The organism is Nocardioides nematodiphilus, from assembly GCF_020216525.1.
GTDB lineage: Bacteria > Actinomycetota > Actinomycetes > Propionibacteriales > Nocardioidaceae > Nocardioides > Nocardioides nematodiphilus.
In genome coordinates, this window is sequence record NZ_JAIWOY010000005.1 from 62081 (window position 1) to 79317 (window position 17237).

Annotated in this window: 16 protein-coding genes and 2 pseudogenes; 9 read left to right on the top strand and 9 right to left on the bottom strand. The window is 71.8% G+C overall.

The genetic code is table 11. The annotated features are described in order from the left end of the window. Window positions 1–2: 2 nt before the first annotated feature. The 5 genes from KSO98_RS10225 to KSO98_RS10245 all read right to left on the bottom strand — a co-directional run bounded on the left by KSO98_RS10225 (window position 3) and on the right by KSO98_RS10245 (window position 4802). Window positions 3–824 (bottom strand): cyclase family protein, encoded by an 822-nt coding sequence (locus KSO98_RS10225; RefSeq protein ID WP_225285398.1) that lies wholly within the window; start codon window positions 822–824, stop codon window positions 3–5. Continuing rightward, window positions 821–1681, bottom strand: coding sequence for an HpcH/HpaI aldolase/citrate lyase family protein (locus KSO98_RS10230; RefSeq protein WP_225285399.1), 861 nt, complete (start codon window positions 1679–1681; stop codon window positions 821–823). Before KSO98_RS10230 ends, KSO98_RS10225 begins: the two co-directional genes overlap by 4 nt. 8 nt (window positions 1682–1689) lie before the next feature. Further along, on the bottom strand, window positions 1690–2883 hold the full coding sequence (locus KSO98_RS10235) for a CaiB/BaiF CoA transferase family protein (RefSeq protein WP_225285400.1): 1194 nt from the start codon (window positions 2881–2883) through the stop codon (window positions 1690–1692). Window positions 2884–3007: 124 nt separating this feature from the next. After that, window positions 3008–3904, bottom strand: coding sequence for an acyl-CoA thioesterase domain-containing protein (locus KSO98_RS18890; RefSeq protein WP_225285401.1), 897 nt, complete (start codon window positions 3902–3904; stop codon window positions 3008–3010). Between the two features lie 25 nt (window positions 3905–3929). Continuing rightward, on the bottom strand, window positions 3930–4802 hold the full coding sequence (locus KSO98_RS10245; RefSeq protein ID WP_225285402.1) for a VOC family protein: 873 nt from the start codon (window positions 4800–4802) through the stop codon (window positions 3930–3932). 539 nt (window positions 4803–5341) lie between these two features. On the opposite strand from KSO98_RS10245, the gene KSO98_RS10250 reads away from it, so the two are divergent. The 5 genes from KSO98_RS10250 (at window position 5342) to KSO98_RS10270 (ending at window position 11009) form a co-directional block, all read left to right on the top strand. Further along, on the top strand, window positions 5342–6136 hold the full coding sequence (locus KSO98_RS10250; RefSeq protein WP_225285406.1) for a 2-keto-4-pentenoate hydratase: 795 nt from the start codon (window positions 5342–5344) through the stop codon (window positions 6134–6136). A gap of 13 nt (window positions 6137–6149) precedes the next feature. Further along, entirely contained in the window at window positions 6150–7133 is a 984-nt protein-coding gene (locus tag KSO98_RS10255) for an acetaldehyde dehydrogenase (acetylating) (protein WP_225285407.1), read from the top strand. Next, window positions 7133–8146, top strand: a complete 1014-nt coding sequence (dmpG, locus tag KSO98_RS10260) for a 4-hydroxy-2-oxovalerate aldolase (protein ID WP_225285409.1) — start codon at window positions 7133–7135, stop codon at window positions 8144–8146. The genes KSO98_RS10255 and dmpG overlap by 1 nt, the downstream gene beginning before the upstream one ends. 71 nt (window positions 8147–8217) lie before the next feature. Next, window positions 8218–8865 (top strand): response regulator transcription factor, encoded by a 648-nt coding sequence (locus KSO98_RS18895; protein ID WP_225285410.1) that lies wholly within the window; start codon window positions 8218–8220, stop codon window positions 8863–8865. Window positions 8866–8867: 2 nt separating this feature from the next. Next, complete coding sequence (locus KSO98_RS10270; RefSeq protein ID WP_225285412.1) at window positions 8868–11009, top strand: sensor histidine kinase; 2142 nt, start codon at window positions 8868–8870, stop codon at window positions 11007–11009. 177 nt (window positions 11010–11186) lie between these two features. On the opposite strand, the gene galK is transcribed toward KSO98_RS10270, so the two are convergent. The 4 genes and pseudogenes from galK to KSO98_RS19055 form a co-directional block, all read right to left on the bottom strand. Continuing rightward, window positions 11187–12353, bottom strand: coding sequence for a galactokinase (gene galK, locus KSO98_RS10275; protein WP_225285414.1), 1167 nt, complete (start codon window positions 12351–12353; stop codon window positions 11187–11189). Continuing rightward, window positions 12350–13450, bottom strand: coding sequence for a galactose-1-phosphate uridylyltransferase (galT, locus tag KSO98_RS10280; protein ID WP_225285415.1), 1101 nt, complete (start codon window positions 13448–13450; stop codon window positions 12350–12352). Before galT ends, galK begins: the two co-directional genes overlap by 4 nt. A 49-nt stretch (window positions 13451–13499) precedes the next feature. Continuing rightward, window positions 13500–13766 (bottom strand): annotated as a pseudogene (locus tag KSO98_RS19050) (lecithin retinol acyltransferase family protein); the annotation flags it as partial. 35 nt (window positions 13767–13801) lie between these two features. Next, window positions 13802–13957, bottom strand: a pseudogene (locus KSO98_RS19055) (lecithin retinol acyltransferase family protein); the annotation flags it as partial. A gap of 128 nt (window positions 13958–14085) precedes the next feature. On the opposite strand from KSO98_RS19055, the gene KSO98_RS10290 reads away from it, so the two are divergent. From KSO98_RS10290 to thpR, 4 genes are all read left to right on the top strand, one after another. Next, the gene (locus tag KSO98_RS10290; RefSeq protein ID WP_225285416.1) at window positions 14086–14541 is read left to right on the top strand and encodes a universal stress protein; all 456 of its coding nucleotides are present in this window, start codon (window positions 14086–14088) and stop codon (window positions 14539–14541) included. A gap of 57 nt (window positions 14542–14598) precedes the next feature. Continuing rightward, window positions 14599–15738 (top strand): acyl-CoA dehydrogenase family protein, encoded by a 1140-nt coding sequence (locus tag KSO98_RS10295; protein WP_225285418.1) that lies wholly within the window; start codon window positions 14599–14601, stop codon window positions 15736–15738. A gap of 64 nt (window positions 15739–15802) precedes the next feature. Next, window positions 15803–16522, top strand: coding sequence for a VIT1/CCC1 transporter family protein (locus tag KSO98_RS10300; RefSeq protein ID WP_225285419.1), 720 nt, complete (start codon window positions 15803–15805; stop codon window positions 16520–16522). Next, window positions 16522–17094 carry an RNA 2',3'-cyclic phosphodiesterase gene (gene thpR, locus KSO98_RS10305; RefSeq protein WP_225285424.1) on the top strand — a complete coding sequence of 191 codons (573 nt, stop codon included), beginning with the start codon at window positions 16522–16524 and terminating at the stop codon, window positions 17092–17094. Before KSO98_RS10300 ends, thpR begins: the two co-directional genes overlap by 1 nt. Window positions 17095–17237: the final 143 nt, after the last annotated feature.

Here is a 17237-nt window from a genome sequence, read left to right on the forward strand (position 1 = left end):
GATCAGATCAGGGCGAGCGGGCGCAGCGGTGAGCCCGTCGCGCCGACCAGTCGCAGTGGTGCCGCGATGAAGGTGAAGACGTCCGGCGCCACCGGGGCGAGTCCCTCCAGCGCGAGCATCTCCAAGATCGGGATGCCGGACTCGACGAGCAGGATCCGGTGGCCGGGCAGGCGGGCGTGTCCCTCGCTGGCGGGGATGTGCTCGAAGGCGGTGGTGTCGGAGCCGACGACGACCGGTCGGTGCGCTGCAAGCCATGCGGCGGCGGCCTCGTCCGGGCCGGGCACGCCGGCGTCGTGCGACAGGAAGTCGTGTGGAGCGTCCCAGAGCCGTCCCCAACCGGTACGGACGAGCAGCGCCGCGCCCTGCGGCACCACCCGGTCCCCGAGCGCCCGCGCGAGGTCCTCCGGCGTGACGGCGTAGCCGGCGTCGAGACGCTCGACACCGAGCGCGGCCGGCACGTCCAGCAGCAGGCCGGGCGCCACCACGGGCGGCACGGTGTGGATGCCGTGCTGGAGGTAGCGGCCGCCGACCTGCGCCTCGGCCGCGCTGACGCCGCCGTGCAGCATCCCCTCGTGGCTGATGTGCGCGAGCGCGTCCATGTGGGTAGCGGTGTGTGTGCCCAGCACGAGCATGTCGTTGGCGCCGGAGGTCCCGTCGACCCGGACGGCATCGCCGTGGCGCCGCAGCAGGGCGTGCTTGTAGCCGGGGTGGCTGGGGGAGACCGGGATGTTCGGGTGCAGCGGCTGGGCCAGGTCGATCACCGAGACGGCGGTGCCGTCGGCAAGGGTCCCGGTGTTCGTGCCGGGATTCTCGGTGGCGCTCATGCCGACGCCCGCGCGATCAGGTCGCTGGCCTGGCGCATGATCGCCGGGTCGATGAACGAGCCGTCGGGCAGGGCGACCGAGGCGGTGCCCTCGACCTCCATGCCAGCCGCCCGGTCGGCGATGGAGCGCGCCCAGGCGAGCTCGCCCGACGTCGGCGCGAAGACCTCGCGCACGACCGGGATCTGGCCGGGGTGGATCACCGAGCGGCCGACGAAGCCGAGCCGGCGCAGCTCGGTGCATGACGCCCGCAGACCGTCCAGGTCCTTCACGTTCGCGAAGGCCGAGCCGCGCGGCGCGGGCAGGCCGGCGGCACGCGAGGCCTGGACCGTGGTGAGCCGGGCGAGTAACAGCCCGGCGTCGTCGGCACTGCCGTCGACCGCGCGCGGCAGGCCGAGGTCGGCGCGCAGATCGGCCTCGCCCAAGGAGATCCCGCAGACGCCCGGTGCCTCGGCGATCTCGTGGGCGTACCGGACACCGCGGGCGGACTCGATCAGGCAGCCCAGGTGCGGACGGTCGCCGGCGTACGCCGTGGTGAGCAGACGCGCCTCCGCGACATCGGCGCCCGACTCGACCTTCGGCAGGTGGATCTCCTGGATGATCCCGGCCCGCAGCAGCGGCCCGACCGCGGCGACGTCGAGCACGAAGTCGGAGGACGAGACGTGGTTGACCCGCACGGCGATCGGCACCGGCTGCGACCCGGCCTTCGCGAGTCCCGCGACCAGCTCGCGCGCGACCTCGCGCTGCGAGGGATGGGTGGCGTCCTCGAGGTCGATGATCACGGCGTCCGCGCCGCGGACGGCCTTGGGGAGGAGCGTCTCGACCTTGGGGGCCGGGACGTAGAGCCAGGTGGTCGGCATCGGGCGGCTCAGATCGCGCCCGCGGCGCGCAGCTCGGCGATCCGCTCCGCACCGAGCCCGAGCTCGCTCAGCACCGCGTCGGTGTCCGCACCGTGGCCGCGGCCCGTGTGCCGGATCGCGCCGGGCGTCTCCGACATCCGGAAGAGCAGGTTGGGCATCCGGACCGGGCCGAGGTCCTCGTCCTCGACGGTGGCGATCGCGCCGATGGCGTTGTACTGCTCGTCCTCGATCACGCGCGAGGCGTCGTACACCAGGCCGATCGCCGCCTCGGCCTTGCTGAACTCGGCCATCACCTCGTCGGTCGGGCGCTCGGCGATCCACGAGCCGACCGCGTCGTCGATCTCATCGGCGTGCCGGGCGCGCTCGAAGCCGGAGCCGAACCACGGCTGCTCGGCGATGTCGGCGCGACCGACCATCCGCATCACCCGGTCGGCGATCGAGTCGGCGCTGGACGAGATGGCGACCCAGTCGCCGTCGGCGGTCTTGTAGGTGTTGCGCGGGGCGTTGTTCTCGGAGCGGTTGCCCTTGCGCTGGGTGATGATGCCGAGCTGGTCGTAGATGGTCACCTGGGCGCCGAGCATGTGCATGATCGGCTCGATGATCGCCAGGTCGATGATCTGGCCCTTGCCGGTGCGCTCGCGGTGGTGCACCGCGGTCAGCGTGGCGATCGAGGCGGCCAGGCCGCTGATGTTGTCGGCCAGCGCCAGCGGCGGCAGGGTCGGCGGCCCGTCGGGCTGGCCGGTGGAGTGGGCGAAGCCGCTCATCGCCTCCGCGATGGTGCCGAACGCCGGCTCCTTGGCCCGCGGGCCGTACTGGCCGAATCCGGTGACCCGGGTGACGATCAGGCGCGGGTTGATCTCGAGCAGCCGCTCGGGACCGATGCCCCAGCGCTCGAGGGTGCCGGGCCGGAAGTTCTCGATGACGACGTCGGCCGTCTTCACCAGCTCGAGGAAGACCTCCTGGCCCTCGGGCGAGGAGAGGTTGAGCGTGATCGCGCGCTTGTTGCGGCCGAGGATCTTCCACCACAGCCCGACGCCGTTCTTCGACTGCCCGTGCGTACGGGCCGGGTCGGGCCGGGTCGGGTGCTCGATCTTGATCACGTCGGCGCCGAAGTCGGCCAACAGCGTCGCAGAGGTTGGCCCCGCGAAGAGGGTGGCGATGTCCAGGACCTTCAGGTCGCTCAGTGCCTCGGGTCCGGTCATGGCTTCTCCTCGTACTCCGGCTCGGCGCCCGGCCGAGGGGCCGGCCGACGCTAGGGATGACACCGACGGTAGGAACCGCGGCGGGGCGCCGACACCCGTGGAATCACGTGGTGAGAGAAGCGGATCAGGCCATCAACGAGAAGCGGGCGCCGATCAGCTCACGACGGTCACAGGTCACCGTGGCGTCGACGGCGGAGACCGTACGTCCACGCCGGACCATGGTCGCGGTGACCTGCAGATCGCCGCCGGTCCCCGGACGCAGGTACTGCACCGAGCCGTCGGCGAGCTGTTGTCCGCCGACCAGACGCGTGGCCGCGGTCGCGGCGAGGCCGAAGAGCGCGCCGCCCTGCACGTTGCCGACCCGGTTGCCCAGGTGCGGTCCGTGCGGCACGGTGCCGATGAGCCGGGTGTCGCTCCCGAGCGTCCAGGTCACGTCGAGCAGCTCCTCGGGCACCGGGCGCCGCGAGGCCGCCGAACGGGCGATGGCGGCGGAGGCGGAGACGGCGAACGTCCACTCGTCCGGGGTGAGATCGGACTCCGTCAGGGCGGGCCCGGCGCCCGGGCCCTCCCAGGGCATCGGTACGAGGCTCGCGGCGGGCTCGCTCGAGAGCACCACCATCCAGACGGTCGCGGTGGCGATCGGCGCGCCGCCCGGATCGGTGACGTATCCGCGAACCAGCGCCCGGCTCAGGTCCGGGGCCAGCCAGATCAGCCGACTGCGACAGGTGACCGGGCCGCTCGCCGCAGCCGCCGCCGGACCGATCGGCTGGAGACTCAGCGAGGTCGTCGCCAGCCGGACCTGGTCGCCGAGATGGCCGCGGATCGTGTAACCCGCTCCGACATCGGTGAGGGTGGCGAGCGAGGTGATGTCGGCGCCCGCCGCCTGCAACAGGTACTCGTCGTCGGCCCGCGGCACGTCGTCCGGGACCGACGCGAGTCCGAGCATCCGACCCCACAGGTGGAGGCCCTCGCCGCGGGTACGGGCGACCGCGCGCAGGGCTGCGGGATGGAGATCGCTCACGGCGGTGAGGTTAGACCGCTCGATCTCACAGCTCGCGCTCGTGGCCCCAATAGTGCGCGGAGGGGTACGACGTGGGCACCCAGGTCGCGTCGTCCTCGATAAGGACGCCACCGGTGCCGTACTCGATCTGCGTCTTGGAGGGGGTCTCCACGTAGAACGAGATCATCTTGTCGTTGGTGTGCTTGCCCAGCGTCGCCTTCTCCTCGGCGCCGTGCGCGTTCATCGCGTCGATGGCGCGACCGACGGCGTCGATGTCGGTGGTCTCCATCATGATGTGGCCGACGCCCTGCAGGTGCGGACGGGCCGGCGGGGTGGGGATGAAGGCCATCGAGTGGTGGCGCTGGTTGCAGTGGTAGAAGGTCGCCGGCCCGATGTAGTCGGAGAGCATGAAGCCGAGCACGTCGCGGTAGAGCGCGTGGTACTTCTCCACGTCGCCCACCATCTGGAAGACGTGGCCCAGACCGAGGGCACGGTTGGCGACGAACGTGGTGCCGGTAGGCGAGACGAACGGCGTCAACGCCTCCTCGAAGGTGTGGAACAGCTCGATCGTGATGCCGTCGGGGTCGCAGAACGAGGCGACGTCCTTCACCCCGCGCGCCTTCGCGTGCTCCGACCCGAGGCCGTGGCGAGTAACCGGGTAGCCGGCCGCCTCGACGCGCGCGACGACCTCGTCGAGAGCCGCGCCGTTCTGCACGCCCCATCCGAGGGTGTGGACGCCCTCGGGGCCGCCCTCCTCGACCTGGAAGCGGTAGCCGAACTCATCCATCCGGAAGCGCAGCGAGGTGGCTGTGTGCTCCACCAGCTCCATGCCGAGCACCCTCGGGGCGAAGGTGCGCCACTCCTCGAGGTCATTGGCGCCGAAGACGACGTAACCCAGGCTGCGGACGGTCGCGGTCATGGATTCTCCGATCGAGAAAGGGACGGGTTCGCGCTTGCAGCATGACGCGGCGGACGGGGCCGTGGCGCGCTTCTGCCACGCAGTGGAAAAGCGTGCCTCGCCGGATCGGGTGGTGGCTAGCCTCCGGGGAATCTCTGATCGACCTCACCTACGGGAGCTGGACCATGGGCGGCATCGTTGTCGGCGTGGACGGAAGCGAGCCGGCGGCCGAGGCCGCCCTGACCGCGGCCCGGCTGGCGTCCGCGCTGGGCTCCGAGCTGCGCGTGCTGTGTGCGTACGGCAAGGTCGAGGTCGAGCGGATCGAGGACGACCGGGATCTGGTGTTCTCGAGCGTCGAGTCCGCCCGTACGGTCGCCGCACAGGCCGTGGCGCGCGGATCCTCGGATCGATCGCGGCTGAGATCGCCCGCCACGCGTCGTGCGACGTCTACATCGCCCATACCCACGCCCGTCCCTGAGTCATCCGGGTCTCCCGCGCCGCGTACCGGTGAATGGAACGGGCTGCTGGGAAACCGCCCTCGTTCCGTGAAGAGTGCACGCATGACCGAAACTTCCGTCGACCGCATCGCCGAGGCAGCGGCGCGACTCCAGGCCGCCGACGAGGCCGGGGAGCCCACCACGCCGGTGCGTGACCTGATCGGCGCCGACGACATCACCGCCGCGTACGCCGTCCAGACGCGCCTCGCCGAGGCCCGCCTCGCTGCCGGCGCCGTCGTGGTGGGCCGCAAGATCGGCCTCACCTCGGCGGCCGTGCAGCAGCAGATGGGCGTCGACCAGCCCGACTTCGGCATCCTCTTCGACGACATGGCCCACCCCGACGGCGGGACCATCCCGTACGCCGCGGTCCTCCAGCCGCGGGCCGAGGCCGAGATCGCCTTCGTGCTCAAGGAGGACCTCGCCGACGGCGACCTCGACGACGCGCAGGTCCGCGCCGCGATCGACTACGGCGTCGCGGCCCTCGAGATCTGCGGCAGCCGGATCGCCGGGTGGGACATCAGCTTCGGCGACACCGTCGCCGACAACGCCTCGGCCGGTGCGTACGTGCTGGGCACCGAGCGCCGCACGCTCGACGAGTTCGAGCCCAAGAACGTGAGCATGTCGATGGCGATCAACGGCGAGGAGGTCTCGACCGGCACCGGCGCGGCCAGCCTCGGCGACCCGGTCAACGCCGTCGTGTGGCTCGCCCGCCAGGCTCGCGAGCTCGGCGACCCGCTGCGCGCCGGCCAGGTCGTCCTGTCGGGCGCGATGGGCCCGATGCGGCCGGTCGCCCCCGGCGACACGGTCACCTCCACCGTCACCGGGCTCGGCTCGGTCTCCGTCACCTTCTCCGCGTAAGGAGCACCACCAGATGAACGCCACGACCAAAGTCGCGATCATCGGCTCGGGCAACATCGGCACCGACCTGATGATCAAGATCATGCGCAACGCGCAGCACCTCGAGATGGGCGTCATGGTCGGCATCGACCCCGCCTCCGACGGGCTCGCCCGCGCCGACCGCTTCGGCTTCGAGACCACCTCCGACGGCGTCGACGGCCTGCTGAGGTCGCCCCAGATCGACGAGATCGGCATCGTCTTCGACGCCACCTCGGCCGGCGCGCACGCCCACAACGACGCCAGGCTGCGACCGCTCGGCATCCGGATGGTCGACCTCACCCCGGCCGCGATCGGCCCGTACACCATCCCCGCGGTCAACCTCGAGGAGCACCTCGACGCTCCCAATGTGAACATGGTGACGTGCGGTGGCCAGGCCACCATCCCGATCATCGCCGCGATCAGCCGTGTCGTCCCGGTCGCGTACGGCGAGATCGTCGCCTCCATCGCCTCGAAGTCCGCCGGCCCCGGCACCCGCGCCAACATCGACGAGTTCACCGAGACCACCTCGGAGGCGATCGTCAAGGTAGGCGGCGCCGCGCGTGGCAAGGCGATCATCATCCTCAACCCGGCCGAGCCGCCGCTGATGATGCGCGACACCGTCTTCGCGCTGGTGTCCCTCCCCCAGAGCGACCAGGACACGGTCAAGCAGCAGATCGTCGACTCGATCACGAAGATGGTCGGCGACGTCTCCGCGTACGTGCCCGGCTACCAGATGGTCCAGGACGTCCAGATCGCCGAGATCCCAGCCGGCCAGCCCGTCGAGACCCTGCTCGCCACGAGCGCCTCGGGCGAGGCCCTTCGACCCACCCACCAGGTCTCGGTCTTCCTCAAGGTCGAGGGCGCGGGCATGTACCTGCCCGCGTACGCCGGCAACCTCGACATCATGACCTCGGCCGCCGTGCAGATGGCCGAGAAGATCGCCGCCAACGGCAACCCGCGCACGAAGGGCATGAACTGATGAGCACCCCGATCTTCGTCCAGGACGTCACGCTGCGTGACGGCATGCACGCCGTCCGTCACCGGATCAGCCCCCATGACGTGAAGCGCATCGTCGTCGCGCTCGAGGACGCCGGCGTCGACGCCATCGAGGTCGCCCACGGCGACGGCCTCGCCGGTGGCTCGGTCAACTACGGCCCGGGCTCCAACACCGACTGGGAGTGGATCGAGGCGGCCGCCTCGGTCATGACCAAGGCCCGACTCACCACGCTGCTCCTGCCCGGCGTGGGCACCATCCACGAGCTCAAGCGAGCCTACGACATCGGCGTGCGCAGCGTCCGGGTCGCGACCCACTGCACCGAGGCCGACGTCTCGGCCCAGCACATCCAGGCCGCCCGCGAGATGGGCATGGACGTCTCCGGCTTTCTGATGCTGTCGCACATGGCCGAGCCCGAGCTGCTCGCCCAGCAGGCCAGGCTGATGGAGTCCTACGGCGCGCACTGTGTCTACGTCACGGACTCCGGCGGCCGGCTCACGATGAACGACGTCGCCGCCCGCGTCCAGGCGTACCGCTCGGTCCTGAAGGACGAGACCGAGATCGGCATCCACGCCCATGAGAACCTGTCGCTCTCGGTCGCCAACTCCGTCGTCGCGGTCGAGAACGGCGTCTACCGCGTCGACGCCTCGCTCGCAGGCCACGGCGCCGGTGCGGGCAACTGTCCGATCGAGGCCTTCATCGCGGTCGCCGACCTGGTCGACTTCAAGCACGGCTGCGACCTGTTCAAGCTGCAGGACGCCGCCGACGACATCGTCCGCCCGCTCCAGGATCGCCCGGTCCGCGTCGACCGCGAGACGCTGACCCTCGGCTACGCCGGCGTCTACTCGTCCTTCCTGCGGCACGCCGAGAACGCCGCCGCTCGCTACGGCGTCGACGTGCGCGACATCTTGATGGAGTGCGGCAAGCGTCGTCTGGTCGGTGGCCAGGAGGACATGATCATCGACATCGCGCTCACCCTCGCGGCGGCGAGGGACTGAGAATGGACCGATCGGTCTGGGCCGGTCCCGGCCCCATGTCCAACGCGCGCCGACGCCGTTAGCCTCAGGACGTGCGCCCGGGAGTAGCAGTCGTCGACGATCACGAGGTGGTCGCGCTCGCGGTCGCTGGCATGATCGCCGGGCGCGACGACCTGCGGTTCGTCGCACACGCTCGCTCGGTCGCCGAGCTCCTCGACCGCGAGCCCGGGCCGGTGGACCTGGTCGTCCTCGACCTCAACCTGCGCGACGGCACCGACCCGGCCGACAACGCCGAGCGGCTGCACGCCTGGGGCGCCCAGGTGCTGGTGCTGACCTCGGGGGAGAACCCGTACCTGATCCGGCAGGTCTCGCACGCGCCGGTCCAGGGCATCCTGCGCAAGTCGGCCCCGGCCGAGGAGATCGTCGCCGCGATCGTGAGGGCGGCGGCGGGTGAGCCGACCGCGACCACCGAGTGGGCGGCCGCCCTCGACTCCGACCCCGACCTCGAGGCGGCCACCCTGACCGCGCGCGAGCGCGAGGTGCTGGCGCTGTACGCCTCCGGCCTGGGCGCGAAGGCCGTCGCGAGGCAGCTCTTCATCAGCGAGCACACCGTGGACGACCACATCCGCCGCATCCGGCACGCGTACGGCCAGCTCAGCCGCCCGGCCAACACCAAGGTCGAGCTCTACCAGCGCGGCGTCGAGGACGGCTTCCTCCCGATCCCGCAGCAGCAGCGCTGAGGATGCCGGACGCCTCCTCCGTCGGTGGCTCGGTGCTGCGTGTCCTGCGGGCCCTGACCGCGATCCAGGCGCTCAGCGCCGGGATCTGCCTCGTCTATGCCGCTTCCGTCGAGCGGGCCGCACTCGCGGCCGCGCCCGCGACGATCGCGGTGCTCGTCGTCGCGCCGTGGGCGCTCGGGCTCCTCGGCCTGCTGGTGGTGCCCTCACGCAGCAGCGCGCTGCTGCGGCACTTCAACGTCGTCGCGGCGCTGTGGTTCGTCTTCAGCATCCTCGCGATCGTCATCGGCACGGCGCTCGGCGTCTGGCCGGCCATCGAGCCGCCGTGGCTGCTGGTCCAGTCGATCGCGGTCGCGGCGGCCTTCGCCGCCACCGGCTCGGGTGTCCTCGGCGCAGCGGTCACCACCGTGACCGTCCTCTGCGGCATCGAGGCGCTGCGTGCCCTCGACCGGGGGCTCACGATCCCCGGCTTCATCGATGACGCCCACCTGATCTTCTTCGGCCTCATGACCGCGACGTTCGCCGAGTTCATCGCAGCGGCTCGGCGCCACGACGAGGCGGCGCGACGCGCCGCCGAAGCGGTGGCCGCGTCCGCGGCGGCCTCCGCCGGCCGTGCCGCCCGTGAGCAGATGGAGGCGCTGGTCCACGACGAGGTCTTCACCGCGCTGCTGCTCGGCAGCCAACGGCTCCCCGAGGCGGCCGGCCCCCAGGCGACCCGCGCGCTGGATCTGATCGGACGGGCGCAGTCGCCGGAGAGCCCCGACCGTACGGTCACGGAGGCGGTCTTCCTGGAGCAGCTCGACCGGACCATCCGCACGACCGCGCCCGCCGTGTTCGTCCATCGCGACCTGGAGGGCGCCCCGGCCCTGCCGGCGTACGTCGCCTCCGCGTTGATCGACGCCGTCGCGCAGGCGTTGGCGAACACCGCCAAGCACGCGCCGAGCGCCCAGGTCGACCTCAAGGTCGCGACCACGGCGGACGGCCTTCGCATCCAGGTGATCGACAACGGTCCGGGCTTCCACCCGCCGTCGGTGTCCCACCAGCGGATGGGCATCGCGGTGAGCATCCTCGGCCGGGTCAACGCGCTGCCGGGGGCAAGCGCTCGCGTCGTGTCGCAGCGGGGGCGGGGCACCGTGGTGACGCTCGCCTGGCTCGCGTCCCCCGACCGGACGCCGCGCGCCCAGCCGGTGGCCGGCGTCGGCGGGCGGATGCTGCGCGACATCCGGATCGGCATCGCCTTCTTCCTCCTCGGCCAGGCCGTCCTCGGCGTGCTCGCCCTCGCCAACGGCGCCCGTCCCGACGTCGTCGCGGTCGCCTATCTGGGCATCGCCGGCGGCATGCTCGTCCTGGACTGGCGACACCTCGGCCGACCTACCCCCGTCCGCACGGCGGTCGCTGTCGGCTGTTGCTGGCTGGTGGGCTCCCTCGGGTGGGCGCCGGCCCCGCACAACGGCGAGGCGGCCGGCTGGTACCTGATCGGGATGGGCATCCTCGCCAGCGTCCTCGCGATCCGGGCGCGCCCGGCGTCGGCGGTGCTCGCCGTGGCGGGTGGGGTCGGACTGGGCACCATGGGGCTGCTCGCCCGCGGTGCCACGGTGCTGCCCAACAACGCCACGTTCATCACCCCGGTGCTCGCGGTGGTGTGGACGCTGGTCTGCGTCTCCGCGTGGCGGGTGCTGCAGGCCCGGACGGCGCGCCTCGGCGCGGAGGAGCTCGTCGACCTCGACCACCGCGCGGCCGAGCGTGCCCGTCAGGAGACGCTCGCCGCGAACGTCCGCGCCGTCACCCGGCTGGTCGCTCCGACCCTGACCACCCTCGCCTCCGCCACCGAGATCCCGCCGGAGCTGGCGCGGGAGTGCCGAGCCCTCGAGGGGCACCTGCGCGACGACTTCCGCGGCGGCCGGCTCGCCGCCCCGCCGCTGGTGGCAGCCGCCCGCGAGGCCCGGTTGCGCGGCGTCGATGTGGTCCTCCTCGATGACGGGCCCGACCGGGAGCTCCCGGAGGTGATCCTCGACGGCCTGCGGCACTGGATGGCCGAGGCGCTCGCCACGGCCGAGGGACGCTTCACCGGACGGATCCTGCCGAGCGGCCGTGAGCCGATCGCGACGGCGGTGACCCCGGACCTCGCGCTGGTCTACGAGCTCTGATCCGGCTCGCGCGGTGGATGCTGTCGCCCCCGCGACCCGGCCGTGGCAGGCGGCCGCCCGATGCGAGGGTCACCCCCCTTTTCCGTGGTTACGCCCGCCGTCGCCGTTCGGTAGGAATGACTGCAACGCTGGGCCGGTGACGCGTGTGGGGTGTCACCGACCCGGCGTTGGTGCGTTCTAGCGATCCCTCCGCGCGCCGGCGCTCGGGGTGACCGCGAAGATCTTCGGCTCCTTGAAGCCATGCTCGGCGAAGGCCGCGGTCACCTGGGCGGTGACCTCGCCGACCAGGTCGTCGGGCACCAACGCGATCGCGGAGCCGCCGAAGCCGCCGCCGGTGAGGCGGGCGCCCAGGGCTCCCGCGGCGACGGAGGTGTCGACCGCGACGTCGAGCTCGGGGACGCTGACCTCGAAGTCGTCGCGCTGCGAGACGTGCGAGGCGACCATGAGATCGCCGATGCCCGCGGCGCCGGTCGCATCGAGCACCGCGACCGTGTCGAGGACGCGCTGGTTCTCGGTGACGATGTGCCGCATCCGGAGATACGCCTCCTCGTCCATCCGCCCGCGCGCGGCCTCGAGGTCGGCGACGGCGACGTCGCGCAGCGCCTTTACGCCCAGCGCCGCCGCGGCCCGCTCGCACCCGGCGCGGCGCGAGGCGTAGCCGCCGTCGGCGTGCGCGTGCGTGACTCGGGTGTCGATCACCAGGATCGTGAGGCCGGCCTCGACCAGCCCGAGGGAGACCGTCCGGCTCTCACCGGTGCGGCAGTCGAGGAAGAGCGCCGCGTCCTCCTCGGAGAGCAGCGAGGCGGACTGGTCCAGGATCCCGGTCGGGGCGCCGACCACGTCGTTCTCGGCCAGGTGCGTCGCCCGGACGAGGTCCGGGCCGCTCAGCGCGAGCGCCCACTCGTCGTTGAGCGCGACCGCCAGCGAGCACTCCAGCGCCGCCGAGGACGAGAGGCCCGCGCCGGTCGGTACGTCGGAGACGAAGTACGCGTCGAAGCCGCGCGCGGCGTCCAGGGAGGCGCCGCCTGCGCTCATCACCTGGCCCAGGCCCCAGACCGTGCCGAAGGGGTAGGCCGACCAGCCGGCGACCGCGCCGGGGCCGACCTCGTCGAGCGTCGAGGTGCCGACCTCGTCGACCGAGGCCGACGCCACCCGGATCGTCCGGTCCGGGCGCAGCCCGACCGCGACCCAGGTGCGGTGGTCGATCGCGAAGGGCAGGACGAAGCCCTCGTTGTAGTCGGTGTGCTCGCCGATCAGGTTGACCCGCCCGGGCGCCGACCAGACGCCGTCGGCCGGCCGGCCGAAGGCGGTGGCGAAGCCCTCCAGGACACGCTCGATGCTCATGCGGGGCTCTCCTCGTCAGCGCGTGCGATCGCCGCACGCAGTCGTACCGCCTGGCTCTCCGGCGCGATGTCCGCGACCCACGCTCCCATGGCGGCCTCGCTCCCGGCGAGATACTTCAGCTTGTCCTCGCCGCGTCGGGGAGACGTGAGCTGCAGGGTCAGGCGGACCTGGTCGCGGTGGCTGCCGACGGGCGCCTGGTGCCAGGCGGCGATGTACGGGGTCGGGGTGTCGTAGAGCGCGTCCACCCCGCGCAGCAGCCGCAGGTAGAGGTGCGACAGCTCGTCGCGCTGCTCGGTCGACGTCGCGGCGAAGTCCGGCACGTGCCGGTGCGGCATCAGGTGCACCTCGATCGGCCAGCGCGCCGCGAACGGGACGTACGCGGTCCAGTGCTCACCGGCGAGCACCACCCGCGGGCCGGCCTGCTCGAAGGCGAGCACGTCCGCGGCCAGGTCGCCGTCGTAGCGCTCGATCGTCTCGACCAGCCGCTGCGTCCTGGGGGTGACGTACGGGTAGGCGTAGATCTGCCCGTGCGGGTGCTGGAGGGTCACGCCGATCTCGGCGCCGCGGTTCTCGAACGGGAAAACCTGCGCGACGCCCGGCAGAGCGGACAGGGCCGCGGTCCGATCGGCCCACGCCTCGATCACCGTACGGGCACGGGAGCGGGTGAGGCTGCCGAACGACCCCTCGCGCTCGGGGCTGAAGCAGACCACCTCGCAGCGCCCGACCGCCGGCGCGGTCGCACCCAGGCCGATCGTGCGACTGTCGACGACGTCCGCGCCCGGCACGGCGGCGAAGCTGGGGGAGCGGTTCTCGAAGACGACGACGTCGTAGTCGGACGGCACCTCGCTCGGGTTGCCCGGCTCCTGCGGCGCCAGCGGGTCGAGGGCCGGCATCACCACGCGGGTCTGGCGCGCGGTGGCGACCGAGACCCAGTCGCCGGTCAGCACGTCGAGGCGCATGTCGGCGGCCGGCGGGCGCGGCTCGAGCTCGCGCAGGTCCGGAGCGCGCTCGGGCGGGAGCGTCGAGCCAGCGTCGTCGAAGTAGTGCAGCTCGCGGCCGTCGGCGAGGCGGTAGGAGCGCTTTGTGATCGGGGTCACGAGACAATGTTAGCGCTAACACGCTCCGGTTCCCGCAACGGGGGTGGGCTCAGGCGCGCTGGCGCGCCCACAGCGTGGTGCCGACCAGCAGTCCAGCGGCGGCGAGAGCGGTCGAGGCGACGTCGATGCGCACCTGCGTCGAGGTGTGGCGGCCGGTGACGCACCAGGTGGCGAAGTGCTCGCAGTTGTTGCGGAAGAGGCGGTACCCGCCCTCGCCGAGGTGCGACTCGGCACGCGCCAGCACGATCTCGGGCTCCGCGACGGAGGCCGACGGATGGCGCCGTACGTGCAGGGTGCCGCCACGCAGGAACAGCTCGAGCGGCGAGCGCGCACCACCAGGGCGTCGTGCATCCGCCGGCCGGGCTCGCCCGCGAAGTGGATCGCGGTGCCGTCCCCGGCATCGATGCCGTGATGGGTGTACAGCCCTCGCGGGACGTAGATGTGGTCGCCGACAGCCACGGTGCACCTCCCTGTGCGTCCGCCTCCGGCATCCGTGCCGGTGACCATCCATCGGCCGCCGTGCCGCCGACCTGACGACCGGGTCCGCCATTCTCTGGACAGCGGTTAAGCGATTCGGTGGTCGCGCTCCCACGACTTACCTTGGGGAGACAGTTCGTTCCTATGGGGGAAGCACGATGGGCGTCATCATCGTCGGCGTCGACGGCTCCGAGCCGTCGGCCCAGGCCGCACTCGCGGCCGCGCGGCTGGCGTCCGCGCTCGGCTCGGAGCTTCGCGTGATCTGCGCCTACGGCCGCGGCGAGGAGCGCGAGGAGGAGTACGGCGAGTGGGCCTTCGGGTCCAGCGCGCGCGACGCGTCCGCCCTGTCCGGCGCCACCCGCGCGGCCGACGGCGCGATCGCCCGGATCCGCGCCTTCTACCCGCGTCTCAACGTCAGCGCGCACGCCACGAGTGGGCGGCCCGCCGCCGCGCTGCTCCTGGCCGCCGACCAGTTCGACGCCGAGCTGATCGTGGTCGGCAACAAGAACGTGCAGGGTGCCTCCCGGATCCTGGGCAGCGTGGCCAAGGAGGTCGCCAAGCGCGCCAGGTGCGACCTGTACGTCGCGCACACCACGCGCCGCCCCGGAGTGTGACCAAAGCCTGCCCGGGCCCCCGTACGCGCCAGTAACTTACGGCGTACGATGTGCGCCATGAAGCGTGAGATCTACACCGAGGACCACGACGACTTCCGCTCCGCGGTCCGCACCTGGATCGAGCGGGACGTCCTTCCGCACACCGATGAGTACATCGAGGCCAAGGCGCTGCCGCGTGAGTTCTGGCTGAAGGCCGGCGAGAACGGCTTCCTCGGGCTCGCGCTCGACGAGGAGTACGGCGGGGCGGGCGACTTCCGCTTCAACGCCGTCCTCAACGAGGAGCTGGCCAAGGTCGGAGCCGCCTACCCGACCTGCGTGGGCATCCACGTCGATATCACGGCGCCCTACATCAACGAGCTCGGCACCCCGGAGCAGAAGGAGCGCTGGCTGCCCGGCGTCGCCTCCGGCGAGATCCTGCTCGCGATCGGCATGACGGAGCCGGGCGGTGGCTCCGACCTCGCCGCGCTCAAGACGACCGCCGTGCGCGACGGCGACGAGTGGGTCATCAACGGCTCGAAGACCTTCATCACCAACGGCTACTCCTGCGACCTGGTCATCGTCGCGGCGCGTACGGACCCGGAGAAGGGCGCCAAGGGCATCACCCTCTTCGCGGTGGAGACCACCAAGGAGGGCTTCAGCCGCGGCCGCAAGCTCGACAAGGTGGGCATGGAGGAGTCGGACACCGCGGAGATGTTCTTCGAGAACGTCCGCGTCACCGACGCCGAGATCATCGGCCAGCTCAACATGGGCTTCATCCACATGATGCAGAAGCTCGCCCAGGAGCGGCTCTCCTGCTCGGTGGCCAACGTCGCGCACGCCAAGCAGATCCTCGCCGAGACGCTGCAGTACGCGAAGGACCGCCAGGCGTTCGGCCAGTCGATCGGGAACTTCCAGCACAACAAGTTCCTGCTCGCCGAGCTCTTCACCAAGATCGAGGTCGCCGAGGCCTACGTCGACAAGTGCGTCGCGGCCCACGCCACCGGCGACCTGTCCGCCGTCGAGGCGTCCAAGGCGAAGTACTGGTCCTCGCAGACGCAGTCCGAGGTGCTCGACCACTGCGTCCAGCTGCACGGTGGCTACGGCTTCATGAACGAGTACCGCGTGGCCCGCGCCTGGCGCGACGCCCGCGTCACCAAGATCTGGGCCGGGTCCAACGAGATCATGAAGGAGATCATCGGCCGGGATCTGGGCCTCTGATCGCGACTCAGCACAGGCTTGCCTGGTTTGCGGCCCATCGTCCCGAAGCGGGACGATGGGCCGTATGTCTGAGGTGACCGATATCCACGAGCACGCCCACGGTGACGTCGAGGGGCTGAGCAACCGACTCAACTGGTTGCGCGCGGGTGTCCTGGGCGCCAACGACGGCATCGTCTCGGTCGCCGGCCTGGTCATGGGTGTCGCCGGCGCGACGACCGACCGCACGAACATCCTCATCGCCGGCATCGCCGCGCTCGTCGCCGGCGCCCTGTCAATGGGGGCGGGCGAGTACGTCTCGGTGTCCACCCAGCGCGACGCCGAGCTGGCCATCATCGAGGCCGAGAAGCAGGACCTCGCGGCCATGCCCGACGAGGAGCTCGACCACCTGACCGAGATCCTCCAGGGCAAGGGCCTCTCGTACGACGTCGCGCGCAGCGCCGCCGAGGAGCTCTCGAAGAAGGACGTGCTCCGCGCCCACGCCGAGTTCGAGTTCGGTCTGGACCTCGACGACGTCACGAACCCGTGGAACGCCGCCTTTGCCTCGATGATCGCCTTCACCGTCGGCGGCGTGCTGCCGATGCTGACGATCCTGCTGCCGACCCCGGCTCGCTACTACGTCACCGCGCTGGTCGTGGCGATCGCACTGGCGATCACTGGCTACTCCTCGGCGCGCTTCAGCAGCGCCCGTCCGATGCCCGCCGTGCTGCGCAACGTCGGCGGCGGCGTCTTCGCCATGGTGGTCACGCTCCTGATCGGTCGCCTGCTCGGCACCCAGATCGGCTGATGCGGCTGTTCGTCGCCCTGATCCCGCCGCCCGCGGCGGAGGAGGACCTCGATGCCTTCTTGGAGGTACGCCGCTCGGCGGCCCCCTTCCGGTGGGCCCTCCCGGAGCAGCTGCACCTGACCCTCGCCTTCCTCGGTGACGTCCAGGAGTGGCGGCTCGACGAGCTGCTCGAGCGGCTGGCGCGCGGCGCAGCCCGCCGCGCCGCCTTCGAGCTGGCCATCGCCGGCGGCGGGGCCTTCCCGAACGTCGGCCGGGCGAAGGTGATCTGGGCCGGTCTGGACTGCGCCACCGGCGAGGGCGCTGTCGAGCTCGGCCGGCTCGCCACCGGTGCCCGTGCCGCGGCGGCGAAGAGCGGCATCGAGGTCGGCGGCGCCCGGTTCCGCCCCCACGTCACGGTGGCACGGCTCGGGGTGCCGGCGGAGGTGAGCGCGTGGGTGCGGCTGCTCGACACCTACCGCGGCCCGTCCTGGACGGCCGCGTCGATCTCCCTGGTCGAGTCACACCTCGGCGAGGGGCCGCGCGGCAGGCCTCGCTACGACGTGCTCGCCGACCTGCCGCTGGCTGGGCTGTAACGCGGTGTTACACCAGGTTCTGCGGTGCTGCAGCACCGCAGAACAACCTGTAACACCGCGTTACAAGGGTCCGAAGGCGGCCGGATTCGATCCACAACCCCCTCGCGGGCTCGCTCCATCCACAGGCGCGCCCGGCACCGTTG